Raw genomic sequence first — 11381 nt, forward strand, 5'->3', positions numbered from 1 at the left:
CTAGTCGGCCTGGGCCGAGCGGTCGGCCACATGGTTGACGCTGACTGTCATCTGCTCGACCGCGGCCGACATGCTGGAGGTCGATTCGCTGACCTGTTCGACCGCCTGCGACATCTGCACCGACGAACTGGCGACTTCCGACGCATGCCCGCCGACGGCCTGACCGATATGGGTCAGCTCGGCAAAACTGGCCTGCAGCATCTGCAGCAACTGGTTCAGGCGACCGGCAATCTGCGAAATTTCATCCTTGCCGCTGTCGTCGACGCGCAGGGTCAGGTTGCGTTCACTGGTGATGGCGGCGATCTTCTCGTCCAGATGACCCAGCGTGCGCTTGACGCTTAGCGCGACCCACAGGCTGGCGGCCGTGATGATGGCCAGCAGTGCCAGTCCCAGCGCCATCAGCGACCATTTCGCGCTGCGGCCGGCCTGCACGGCGTCCTTGCCGGACTGGGTGCCCTGAGCCTTGTTGAACTCGACAATCTTGTTGATGGCGCCATAAGTGTTGTCCGCCGTCGGCGCCAGGGTGGTTTTCAGGTATTGCAGGGCCGCGGTGTTGTCCCCGCCCGCATGCTGTTCCGACAGGGTGATCAGGCCGGGAATCAGCGCATGCCATTTGCTTACGGCTGCAATGGCGGCATCGGTATTGGCCCGGTCTTCCTCATTGCTGACCAGGGTGTTCCGGTAATTGTCCAGATCCTTGATCAGGTTTTTGACATTGTCTTCCAGCGCGGCCTGGGCTTCTTTCTTGCTGGCGAGATCCTGATAGGCGATATGAAGGATGGTCTGTCGGCGGGCTTCCAGATACTGGACCCGGGCGTCGCCGGCGACAATGACCGACGGCAGCGAATTTTCCGTGGCATCCACAACCCGCTCTTCCACCACGCCCATTTGCACATAGAGCGTCCACAGCATGGTGGCCAGGCCGATGAGACTGATAACGGCCATACCGTACAGTTTTGTTGAAATCTTCATGTTTTTACCTTTTGTACCGGTATGTTACGAGACGTTGATGAGCACGAGTCCCGGCAGGCTTTGCCGCGACAAGTCTGTTTTGCATCAAGTCATGAGCTGAATTTCATTGCCAGCCGCCAGGTGGAGACGACAGGCAGCGCCGGGATTCCTTTCCTGTACGCGATCTGCTGGAATCCGGGCGGCAAATATAATGAATTACGCATGGCAGGAGAAGAGTGCTGCCTTGAAATAACGGGTTTATCAGAAAAATGAACAGGCAGGCGCTGCGATCGGTTGCTGTTTCAAAAAATGGTTTGAATTGAATAAAAATAAAGCTGTCGTCATATTGGGAAAATCTGCCAGCAGCGGATTTTCGCGGAAAACCGGCAGGATCAATTCAAGCGCAAGGAGCGGAGTGTTGCGGGAACGATCACATGCCACACTGGCCTCAATCAACCCGGGAGATCTGGACCATGAACCCGCCTGCCTTTTCCTCACCCAGGCTGCACTTTCGTCATCAGCCGATAAGCGGCACGCTGCGCCATGCCATGGGCCGCTGCGCGCTGGGGACCGTACTGGTGGCCCGCAGTGATCGCGGACTGTGCGCCATCCTGCTGGATGACCTGCCGGACGCGCTGCCGGCACAGCTGGCCGGGATCTTTCCCGGCACCTGCCTCGAACCGGCGCCGCTGCACGGTGAGCTGGAGCGCGTGACGGCGTTGATCGACACCGGCGGCTGCGACCCGGCGCTCGATCTCGATGTCGGCGGCACGCCGTTCCAGCAGCGGGTCTGGCAGATGCTGTGCACGATTCCGGTCGGGCAGACCGTCACCTATACCGACGTCGCACAGCAGATCGGTGCGCCGGCGGCCGTGCGCGCCGTGGCAAGCGCCTGTGCCGCCAACGTGTTTGCCATCGCGATTCCCTGCCATCGGGTCCTGCGCCGCGATGGCCTGCTGACCGGCTACCGCTGGGGCATCGAGCGCAAGCGCGCCCAGCTGCAGCGGGAACGGGGGGGCGACTGATTTACTGCGCGCAGCCGGGGGCCGGTGCCGCTCGGGCCGGCGCGGCCGGGCGGCGGGACTGGATGGCATAGCCGAGGGCCGCCAGCGCGACCGTGGCCAGCATGGTCGCGGTCGTCGCCAGCAGCGGACGGGCGACAAAGGACGACACCAGCAGGCTGGTCACGAAACACAGTCCGAACTGCAGGGCATTCTGCAGTGCGGCGGCCTTGCCGGTATTGTCCGGGAACGGCATCAGCGCATTGGCGACGATGATCGGATAGCTGGCGCCATTGGCCAGTGCCATGCAGCAGAACGGCAGCAGCAGCGTCAGCAGCGTCGGTGTGGTCAGGGTCGCCACCAGGAACAGTGCGATCAGACTGAGGCCGTACAGCAGCAGCAACCAGGGCAGCAGGCGATTGCCGTCAAGGCGGCGCAGTGCCGTGCGGCAGCCGTATCCGCCGGCCAGGAAGGCCAGGGTCGGAACGGCATAGCTGAGGCCGATCACGTCCGGGCTGTAGCCCATTTCACCCAGAATGAACGGCGAACCGGTCAGCCAGGCGAAAAAACCGGCAGTACAGGCGGAAAACATCAGCACATTGCCGCTGAACCGTGGTGACTTCAGCAGGTAAAAATAGCTGACCCGTTCGCGCCGCGCCCTGGCGGATGCCTGGCGCCGGGTTTCCTGCAGCAGCAGGGTCGGCACCAGCAGCAGCACGGTGATGACCAGCAGCACGGCGAAGATTGACCGCCAGCCCAGGTGATTCAGCAGCCATGCACCCAGCAGCGGGGCCAGTGCCGGCGACAGGGCCACCAGCGGCATGATGGTTGCGAAGACACGCCGGGCCTGGTCGGCCGGGTAGCGGTCGATCACCAGTGCCTGCCAGACAAGGGCCGCGGCACAGACGCCAACGGCCTGCAGGAAGCGCACCGCCAGCAATGGCACTGCGCCCTGCACCCAGAACATGCCGAGGCAGCCGACGGCAAACAGGCCCATGCCCAGCAACAGCACCGGCTTGCGCCCGAGCCGGTCCGACAACGGTCCCCACAGCAACTGGGCGCAGGCGAAGCCGGCCAGGAACAGGCTCAGGCTGGCGCCTATCACATTGGCGGACAGGCCCAGCTCGTGCTGCATGGCGCCGAAGGCGGGCAGGTACATGTCGGTGGCCAGGTAGCCGAGCATGCTCAGCCCGGCGAGATAACAGGTAAATCCGAACGACAACTTCATGACACTTTTTTCATCCATGGCTTTCAAGGAATTTGCTTCTCAGGAATGACCGCCTCATCCGGTTTTTCAGGCAGCGGTCAGCTCTTTTTTTAATTTATTCGGATGGATGCCATGACGTGAAGCGCTAATATTTGCCGTGATGGATGAAAAAAATTGAAGGCAAGGGCATGTGGTCGGAATATTCACTTGATGTGGTCGACGCCGTGGCGCGCACCGGCAGTTTCAGTGCAGCCGCGCAGGAGCTGAACCGGGTGCCGTCAGCCGTCAGCTATACCGTGCGCCAGCTGGAGCAATGGCTGGCGGTGCCGCTGTTCGAGCGGCGGCACCGGGATGTGACACTGACCGAGGCCGGAGCGCTGTTCGTGCGCGAGGCGCGAGCGGTCAGCCGGACGATGCTCGCCACCCGGCGCCAGTGCCAGCAGGTCGCCAACGGCTGGCGCGGGCAACTGAATATCGCGGTGGACAATATCGTCAAACCGCAGCGCAGCCGGCAGATGGTCGTCGATTTCTATCGCCAGTTCCCGGATGTCGAACTTCACGTCCGGCATGAGGTGTTCAACGGCGTCTGGGATGCGCTGGCCGACGGGCGCGCCGACATCGCCATCGGCGCCACGCGTGCCGTGCCGGTGGCCGGCAGCTTTGCCTTTCGCGATATGGGCTTCATGAACTGGCTGTGCGTGGTCGGCCAGCGGCATCCGCTGGCCGCGCTGACCGGGCCGCTGGATGACGACCTGCTGCGCCCCTGTCCGGCACTGTGTCTGGAGGACACCTCGCGCAGCCTGCCGAAGCGGGAGGCCTGGATGCTGGACAACCAGCGCCGGCTGGTGGTGCCGGACTGGGCCTCCGCGCTGGACTGCCTGTGCGACGGCCTGTGCGTCGGCATGGTGCCGGCGCACCGGGCCGTGCCGCTGGTCGCGGCGGGGAAGCTGGTTGCGCTGTCGCTGCAGCGTCCGTACCCCCCCAGCCCCTGCTGCCTGACCTGGGCGCAGAATACCCCGTCGCCGGCGATGGCGTGGCTGCTCGACTATCTGGGCGACAGTACGACGCTGAACCTGGAGTGGTTCAGCGAGACCTGAGCCGGTGACTCAGAAGACATAGCGGGCGGTCAGCATGGCATTGCGTGGATCGCCATAGCTGTCGGTCGGTCCCCAGGTCACATCGGAGCCCACGGCTTTGTAGTAGGTCTTGTCGAACACATTGTTGATGTTCAGCTGCAGGTCCAGATGGCGGTTGACCCGGTAGCCGAGCATCAGGTCTGCCACGGCATAGGCTTTCTGCTCATTGCGGAAGTCCACGCCCTCGTAACTGCCTTCGTTGAAGATGTCGCTCTGCCAGTACAGGGTGCCGCCGACCCGCCACTGGCTCAGGTCGCCGGGCAGGGTGTAGACGGTGGACAGCTTGAACAGGTTCTGTGGCATGTCGGGGTTGAAGCGCTTGCCCTCGTTGGCCGGATCGCTGTCGCGGATATAGTTGGCCCGGGTGTAGGTGTAGCCGGCGCTGAGTTGCCAGCCGGGGGTCAGCGCGCCCTGGATTTCCACATCGATGCCGCGACTGCGCACCAGGCCCGAAGCCTGGTAGCAGGACGTGGCGGGAAAGGTCGGGCACAGGCTCTGGTCGCTGTTCAGCCGCGCCCGGTTCTTCTGCTCGATCTGGAACAGCGCCACGGCGGCATTCAGCGCGCCGCCGAAATACTCGCCCTTGATGCCGATTTCGTAGTTCTCGCCGACGATCGGATCGAGAATCCTGCCGCTGGTGTCCTTCGAGGTCTGCGGCGTGAAAATGTCGGTATAGCTGGCATAGACCGAATGCCGGCGGTCGAGGTCGTAGATCAGGCCGGCATAGCGGGTCAGGTTGCGGGTGACCTTGTAGTCGCTGGCCTCGGACCTGCCCTCATAGTCGTACCAGTCGAGGCGGGCGCCGAGGATCAGCTTCAGCGGGTCGGCCAGGCTCAGGCGCGTGCCCAGATAGACGCCTTCCTGGGTCGTGACCTCGTGCGAGGTGTCGGTATAGACGAAATGGGGCTTCGGCACGCTGTGCGGGTCCCAGCTGAACGGGTCGACATGCTGGCTGATCATGCCGTTGCCACTGTAGTTGTCCGTGGCCAGCCGGGTCTGGCGCCGGCTGATGCCGCCCATCAGCTCATGCGAGCGTCCCAGCAGCGCAAACGGGCCGCTGGCATACAGATCGTAGCTGGACTGGTCCTCGTCGTGGCCGGACTGATAGGCGTTGTGGCCGAGGTCGGTGGGGCTGGAACGGACCAGATAGGTGCCGGAGAACACGGCGTCCTGCCAGGCCTGCATCGCGGCCAGCCGCACGCTCCAGTCATTGTCGAACTGATGCCTGAACTCGCCGAAGACGGTCGTGATCTTCTGCTCCTTGCGTTCCCAGGCATTGCCGGGGAAGGTCGAACGCGGCAGGTTCATGTGGCCGCCGGTCACGGTCAGCGGCAGGCCGCCCCAGAAATTGTTGGTGGAATCCTTCTGGTACGAGGCACCGACCGTCAGCAGGGTCCGTTCGCCGAGATCGGCCTCGCCGACGGCGTAGAACAGACCGTGGTCGTAGGCTTCCACATCGCGGAAGGTATGGGCGTCCTGCCATGAACCGACCACCCGCGCACGGACGGTGCCGTTTTCATTCAGGCTGCCGGACGCGTCGATTTCGCCCCGGTAGTTGTCCCAGCTGCCGACGCTGCCGGTCAGGCTGAGCTTCGGTGCCGCCGTCGGGCGCTTGCGTACCAGATTGATGGCGGCCGACGGCGTGCCGCTGCCACTGACCAGACCGGTGGCACCACGCACGATTTCCACCCGGTCGAACATCGCCATATTGGCCTGGGCGCCGACGATCCAGCCCTGGTAGCTGGACGGCAGCCCGTCGTACATCACATTGTCGACACTGAAGCCGCGGGCGCTGAAATCGGGCCGGCCCGGCCCGTTGCTGGTGCTGAGAAACAGGCCCGGGGCATTGCGGACCACATCGGTGATGCTGGTCATCGCCTGATCGTTCAGTTGCTGCCGGGTCATGACCGTGACCGCCTGCGGCGTTTCCCGGATCGACAGCGGCAAGCGGGTGGCGGTGCTCATCGAGCCGGTGGTGTAGGAGCCCTTGCCTTCGGTGACGGCACTGCGGCCGGTACTGGCCGAGACCGTGACTTCCGGCAGGGCGACCTCACCGGCGCGGTCGCCGCTGTGGACCGAAATGCCGGTGCCGGCCGGTGTGGCCAGCAGTCCGCTGCCGGCCAGTGCCTGGCGCAGGGCCTCGCCCAGCGTCATCGTGCCCTGCAGGGCCGGGGCGCGCCGGCCGGCGATCAGTGCGGCGTCGACCGAGATGGCGGTACCGGACTGCCTGGCCAGCGCATTCAGGGTCTGGCCGAGCGGCTGCGCAGGCAACGACAGGGTCTGTCGGCCGGAAAGGGCCGGGGAGGCATCGGCCGCGGCTGCAAACGGTGCAGCCAGGACCGCCAGCGTGACGGCGGCCAGGGAAAATCCACGGGGCATGTCGGAACGTCCTTGTGATGGGTTTGCCGTGAGGACGAACGGGAGCGCCATGACCGGACAATTATTTTGTCACCGGCCCTCAGCGTCGGGCCTGGATCCGGACCGGGCCGTCCGGGCTGCGGACGACCCGCACCGGCAGGATGCGCGGCAGGGCATCCAGAAAGGCCGCCGGGCGGGCGAGCGGGAAACTGCCGGTCAGGCGCAGGCCGGCCAGTGCCGCATCCCGTTCCAGCACCAGCGGCGTGGCCAGATAGTCGTTCCAGCGTTCGACCGCGACCGACAGCGGCTGCGCATCGAATACCAGCCAGCCCTGGCGCCAGGCGCCGACGTCGTCCGGTGAGACATGGCCGCTGCGCAGGCCGGCATGGTCGATATCGGCACTGTCACCTGCCGTCAGCGCGATGTCGGGCGACAGGGCGACGGTGCCTTCCCGGGTGGCGCTGCGTCGCCATACGCCGACCCGCCCGCTGGCGACGGCGACCCGCATGCCGGTCTGGCGAACGGCGACCGAGAACACGGTGCCGAACACCTGCACCCGGCCCCAGTCGGTTACGACAATGAAGGGCCGCTCGGGGTCGGGGCGGACATCGAAACGGATCTCGCCGTGCGCCAGCAGGACTTCGCGCCGGTCCCGGTAGTACAGGACCCGCGCTTCGGTGCGGGCGGCCAGCGCCAGCTGGCTGCCATCGGCCAGCAGACTGCTGCCGATCTGGCCCTGACCGGTTCGCAGGCTCAGTTGCTGCAGCGGCTGGGCCCGGTACCAGTGGCCGAGACCCCCGGTTGCCAGGCCCAGTCCAGCCAGACCGAGCACGCTTATCAGCCGGCGGCGGGTCAGGGTCTGCGCGCCGGTGCGGACCGGTGGCAGGGCAAGGGCACCGCGCAGGGAACCGGCTTCGGTCGCCTGCCACGCCTGCTGCGCGGCGCGGAACGCGGCCTCGTGGCAGGGGTCGGCCTGCCGCCATTGCTGCTGGGCCTGGTGACAGGCCTCGGCCTGGGCCGGGTCGCCGCCGTGCTGGCGGGCGATCAGCAGCAGCGCGTGCTCGAACAGGCGCTGCGCGGTCTGGCGTTCACGGCGGCAATCGGTTTCAGGACGGGGCATGGTGTGGTTCAGGCTGTGCGCAGCGTGGCGAGATCGAACAGATCGCAAACGGCCCGCACGATGTGTTTCTCGATGGCGGCCACGGTGGTGGCAAGGTGGAGGGCGGATTCGGCATGGCTGAAGCCGTAGATGCGAACCAGGATGAACGCTTCCCGCCGCTTGCGCGGCATGACCGCCAGCCGGGCGGCAAGGCGGCGGCATTGCTGGCGGGCATCGGCCTCGCGCTCCGGCGACGGGGCGCTGTCGGCACTGATCAGCCCCAGCGTGTCGAGCATGCGCTGCTCGGCCTGCCGGGCGCGGGCGTCATCGATCACGATGTTCTTGCCGATGCGGTACAGCAGCGCGCGCAGGTCGAGCACTGCCTCCGGCTGGCGCATGGCCAGCACCCGGGAATAGCTTTCCTGAACCACATCCGCCGCCGCATCGCGGTCACGCAGGGAACGGGAGAAGAAATTGACGAGTTCCAGGTAGTGGCGCGCAGTCATGAAGGGGCAGGAGGTCCGTGGCAAAACGTCACAAATGCAAACAAGAATCGTTATTATTTCAGTTGCATGAATATTTGTCGACCGCCATCGTGCGTGACACCCCTCCCAGTCAGACCACCACTGCAGGCGTTTTGTCGCCGCCGGTCTGTGCCGGGGCGGGAATATGACCAGCAGCTGTGTGTTGATTCTTCAAGTTATTTTCATTTTCTCCCTGCGGGAAAATGAATGTGGGCCATGATGAAAGGGAATGGAATGCACAGTGTTTCATTAGTGTTTCTTTACTCCCGATTCTCCCGGACTTACCCTGTTCCCGTAGATTGACCGGCCACGCATTGCCGATCCGGAATATCGGGTTTCCCTGGAATCCGGAATGTACACTTGGCGAATGTGTTGTTACCAAGTCATGCGCAGCCCATGGCTTCTCTACGTGATAATGACGCCATGATAAAGATTACCCTCCGCCAGCTGATATTGCTGCTTGCCCTGAGCATGGCGTTATTGACGCTGGGTTATACGCTGTATGCCAGTTACCAGACCCAGCGTGATCTGCTGATACAGCTGGAGCTGGAAAAAAATTATGCGTATGCGACCAAGCTGGCCAGCAGCACGGATAATTTTCTGGCTGCGGCCCAGCAGCAGCTGGCATTCAGCGCCAATCTGCTGCCACCGCTGATGGCGCATCCGGCATCGCTGGTGGCGGAAACCGAGCGCCTGAAGCGGCAGACCAACAGTTTCAATTCGGTCGTGGTCATCCGGCCGGACGGGCACATCCTGGCGTCTTCACCGGCGTCGCTGCACCTGACTGGCACCTGGCTGGACAGTGCCGGCTTTCGCGAAGCCCTGGCCAAGCGCAAACCACTGATTTCTCCGCCGTATATTGCCAGCACCGGCCGGCTGGTCATTTTCATCTCCCATCCGCTCTTTGCCCGTAACGGACGCTACCTCGGCTATCTGGGAGGGACGATTTATCTGCACGAACAGAATATCCTGCAGTCCCTGCTGGGCGAAAACCATTATCGCGATGGTTCCTATCTGTATGTCGTTGATAATAAAAGGCGGCTGATCTATCACCGCGATACCGCGCGGGTCGGAACGGTGGTGAACGGAAATCCGGCCATCGAGGCGGTGATTGCCGGCAAGGCAGGCAGTCAGCGGCTGATCAACTCCCGCCATGTCGACATGCTTGCCGGCTATGCGCCAATGCATCTTACCCAGTGGGGCATTGTTGCCCAGCGCCCCACGGCGGATACCCTGGACGGGCTGAATGCGCTGATGCTGAGCATCATCCGCCATGCGGCGCCGTTCTTCCTGCTGTCGGTGCTCGGGGTGTGGTGGATCTCGCGGGTCATTGCCCAGCCGCTGTCCAGGCTGGCCGCCACTGCCAGGGACTGGGATTCGCCAGCGGCGACCGAGGAAATCAATCAGGTCCGGGCCTGGTATGACGAAGCCGACAAGCTCAAGCGGGCGGTGCTGGCCGGACTGGGCCGGATCAACCAGAAACTGGGCCGGCTCAATGTGGAGAACGTTACCGATGAACTGACCGGGCTGATCAATCGTCGCGGCATGCAGGCGACGCTGGCGCAATGGCAGGCCGAACTACGGCCGTTTGCAGTGATCGCCATGGATATCGACCACTTCAAGTGGGTCAATGACCGGCACGGGCATGATGTGGGCGATCTGGTGCTGCAGTACCTGGCCCGGCAGATGTGCGAGGGCTCGCGCAGTGATGACCAGGTCTGTCGCAGCGGGGGCGAAGAGTTCTGCATGCTGCTGCCCGGTTGCAGCCTGGACATGGCGATCCAGATCGCCGAGCGCCTGCGCGAACGCATTGCTGCTACCAACTGTCCGACCGGGGAACCGGTCACCCTGTCGCTTGGCGTTGCCCACTGGCCGGGCAGTGCCGGAACCGTGACGGCCGTGTTGAAGGCGGCGGACGAGGCGCTGTATCTGGCCAAGCACAACGGGCGCAACCGGGTGGAAATGGCCGCGGCGGAAAAGTGAGCCGGTGAACCGAAGCCAGGGCCGGTCGCGGTTCTTTCGTGGTGGCCGGCATTGTGCGCAAACTCGTCCATCGTGCTGCATCGTCGGGGAATGAATGGCATGCGCCGGCTGGAGAAACCTGGAAACGGATCAATGGTTTGGCGGTTTTGCCGTGGTGGCGGTCCTGGCGTCTCCGGCGGCAGCCAATGACGAACGGGTGAATCCTGCCTGTGACGACGGTGGAAAAGTTGCGATCAGGGTGTTGACGCGTTACCGGTTTATGTACATAATTCGCCTCCTTGATCGCCGACGAAGGCAACGGAGACGGACCGGTCAGGAAATTGACAAGCGGCGGGGGCAACCCTGTCATTGCCAAAACAGCGCACCCGTAGCTCAGTTGGATAGAGTATCTGGCTACGAACCAGAGGGTCGGGCGTTCGAATCGCTCCGGGTGCGCCAGATGTCCCCATCGTCTAGAGGCCTAGGACACCGCCCTTTCACGGCGACGACCGGGGTTCGACTCCCCGTGGGGACGCCATAGTATCAAAGTGTGACACACGCACCCGTAGCTCAGTTGGATAGAGTATCTGGCTACGAACCAGAGGGTCGGGCGTTCGAATCGCTCCGGGTGCGCCATGTCCCCATCGTCTAGAGGCCTAGGACACCGCCCTTTCACGGCGACGACCGGGGTTCGACTCCCCGTGGGGACGCCAATTCAGGCGGCCGCTTCTTCTTTCGAGGAAGCGGCCGTTTTCACGTTCCGGCTTGCCCCGCTGCTCGGGCACGATCTGCCGGGAATAAGATAAAGCTGCATTCAATCAAGCTGTTGCTGATGCAGATCACAGCATTTTTACCGGAAAACCCCTGCAGTTTCCGAATTTCACGCTTGCAGAGGGTTAGCCACTATGGCATAGTTTCACCACTCCACGACGAGACGCGGCCATGCCGGTTTCGGGTCCGGCCTGCCGGACTGATCGCTGGAGTCGTCGCTGAAAAAGTGTGACATGCGCACCCGTAGCTCAGTTGGATAGAGTATCTGGCTACGAACCAGAGGGTCGGGCGTTCGAATCGCTCCGGGTGCGCCATCCATCCCCATCAGTTCCGGATTTGAAAAGGCCGCTTCGTCAGAAGCGGCCTTTTCGC

9 protein-coding genes and 5 tRNA genes are annotated in these 11381 nt (G+C 63.7%); 9 read left to right on the top strand and 5 right to left on the bottom strand.

Annotated features, from left to right (window positions below):
- On the bottom strand, positions 1 to 972 hold the full coding sequence (locus Q352_RS22500; RefSeq protein ID WP_084300387.1) for an MCP four helix bundle domain-containing protein: 972 nt from the start codon (positions 970 to 972) through the stop codon (positions 1 to 3).
- A gap of 21 nt (positions 973 to 993) precedes the next feature.
- Between Q352_RS22500 and Q352_RS23645 the strand changes: the two genes are divergently transcribed.
- Both Q352_RS23645 and Q352_RS0118075 read left to right on the top strand, forming a co-directional pair.
- The gene (locus Q352_RS23645) at positions 994 to 1224 is read left to right on the top strand and encodes a hypothetical protein (RefSeq protein WP_156952610.1); all 231 of its coding nucleotides are present in this window, start codon (positions 994 to 996) and stop codon (positions 1222 to 1224) included.
- A 200-nt stretch (positions 1225 to 1424) separates the two neighbouring features.
- Positions 1425 to 1976 (top strand): methylated-DNA--[protein]-cysteine S-methyltransferase, encoded by a 552-nt coding sequence (locus Q352_RS0118075; protein ID WP_051529076.1) that lies wholly within the window; start codon positions 1425 to 1427, stop codon positions 1974 to 1976.
- Between the two features lies 1 nt (position 1977).
- On the opposite strand, the gene punC is transcribed toward Q352_RS0118075, so the two are convergent.
- On the bottom strand, positions 1978 to 3180 hold the full coding sequence (gene punC / locus Q352_RS0118080; RefSeq protein WP_028500521.1) for a purine nucleoside transporter PunC: 1203 nt from the start codon (positions 3178 to 3180) through the stop codon (positions 1978 to 1980).
- A gap of 143 nt (positions 3181 to 3323) precedes the next feature.
- On the opposite strand from punC, the gene punR reads away from it, so the two are divergent.
- Complete coding sequence (gene punR / locus Q352_RS0118085; RefSeq protein WP_211249654.1) at positions 3324 to 4256, top strand: DNA-binding transcriptional activator PunR; 933 nt, start codon at positions 3324 to 3326, stop codon at positions 4254 to 4256.
- Positions 4257 to 4265: 9 nt separating this feature from the next.
- Here punR and Q352_RS0118090 read toward each other — a convergent pair whose 3' ends face one another.
- The 3 genes from Q352_RS0118090 to Q352_RS0118100 form a co-directional block, all read right to left on the bottom strand.
- Positions 4266 to 6674 (bottom strand): TonB-dependent siderophore receptor, encoded by a 2409-nt coding sequence (locus Q352_RS0118090; RefSeq protein WP_084300389.1) that lies wholly within the window; start codon positions 6672 to 6674, stop codon positions 4266 to 4268.
- 79 nt (positions 6675 to 6753) lie between these two features.
- Entirely contained in the window at positions 6754 to 7773 is a 1020-nt protein-coding gene (locus Q352_RS21935; protein WP_051529077.1) for a FecR family protein, read from the bottom strand.
- 8 nt (positions 7774 to 7781) lie between these two features.
- On the bottom strand, positions 7782 to 8258 hold the full coding sequence (locus Q352_RS0118100; RefSeq protein ID WP_028500524.1) for a sigma factor-like helix-turn-helix DNA-binding protein: 477 nt from the start codon (positions 8256 to 8258) through the stop codon (positions 7782 to 7784).
- Positions 8259 to 8699: 441 nt separating this feature from the next.
- On the opposite strand from Q352_RS0118100, the gene Q352_RS0118105 reads away from it, so the two are divergent.
- From Q352_RS0118105 to Q352_RS0118130, 6 genes are all read left to right on the top strand, one after another.
- Positions 8700 to 10259, top strand: coding sequence for a sensor domain-containing diguanylate cyclase (locus Q352_RS0118105; RefSeq protein WP_028500525.1), 1560 nt, complete (start codon positions 8700 to 8702; stop codon positions 10257 to 10259).
- A gap of 361 nt (positions 10260 to 10620) precedes the next feature.
- A tRNA-Arg gene (locus Q352_RS0118110) sits at positions 10621 to 10697 on the top strand.
- A 3-nt stretch (positions 10698 to 10700) separates the two neighbouring features.
- Positions 10701 to 10776, top strand: a tRNA-Glu gene (locus tag Q352_RS0118115).
- A gap of 21 nt (positions 10777 to 10797) precedes the next feature.
- A tRNA-Arg gene (locus Q352_RS0118120) sits at positions 10798 to 10874 on the top strand.
- A gap of 1 nt (position 10875) precedes the next feature.
- A tRNA-Glu gene (locus tag Q352_RS0118125) sits at positions 10876 to 10951 on the top strand.
- 295 nt (positions 10952 to 11246) lie between these two features.
- A tRNA-Arg gene (locus Q352_RS0118130) sits at positions 11247 to 11323 on the top strand.
- The last annotated feature ends 58 nt before the right edge of the window (positions 11324 to 11381 follow it).

The sequence above is a fragment of the Microvirgula aerodenitrificans DSM 15089 genome, assembly GCF_000620105.1.
GTDB classification, from domain to species: Bacteria; Pseudomonadota; Gammaproteobacteria; order Burkholderiales; family Aquaspirillaceae; genus Microvirgula; species Microvirgula aerodenitrificans.

What these genes read in the sequence shown, in the direction of transcription:
- Q352_RS22500 (WP_084300387.1), bottom strand. Translation starts at nt 972, where the DNA reads ATGAAGATTTCAACAAAACTGTACGGTATGGCCGTTATCAGTCTCATC.
- Q352_RS23645 (WP_156952610.1), top strand. Translation starts at nt 994, where the DNA reads ATGTTACGAGACGTTGATGAGCACGAGTCCCGGCAGGCTTTGCCGCGA.
- Q352_RS0118075 (WP_051529076.1), top strand. Translation starts at nt 1,425, where the DNA reads ATGAACCCGCCTGCCTTTTCCTCACCCAGGCTGCACTTTCGTCATCAG.
- punC (WP_028500521.1), bottom strand. Translation starts at nt 3,180, where the DNA reads ATGAAGTTGTCGTTCGGATTTACCTGTTATCTCGCCGGGCTGAGCATG.
- punR (WP_211249654.1), top strand. Translation starts at nt 3,324, where the DNA reads ATGAAAAAAATTGAAGGCAAGGGCATGTGGTCGGAATATTCACTTGAT.
- Q352_RS0118090 (WP_084300389.1), bottom strand. Translation starts at nt 6,674, where the DNA reads ATGCCCCGTGGATTTTCCCTGGCCGCCGTCACGCTGGCGGTCCTGGCT.
- Q352_RS21935 (WP_051529077.1), bottom strand. Translation starts at nt 7,773, where the DNA reads ATGCCCCGTCCTGAAACCGATTGCCGCCGTGAACGCCAGACCGCGCAG.
- Q352_RS0118100 (WP_028500524.1), bottom strand. Translation starts at nt 8,258, where the DNA reads ATGACTGCGCGCCACTACCTGGAACTCGTCAATTTCTTCTCCCGTTCC.
- Q352_RS0118105 (WP_028500525.1), top strand. Translation starts at nt 8,700, where the DNA reads ATGATAAAGATTACCCTCCGCCAGCTGATATTGCTGCTTGCCCTGAGC.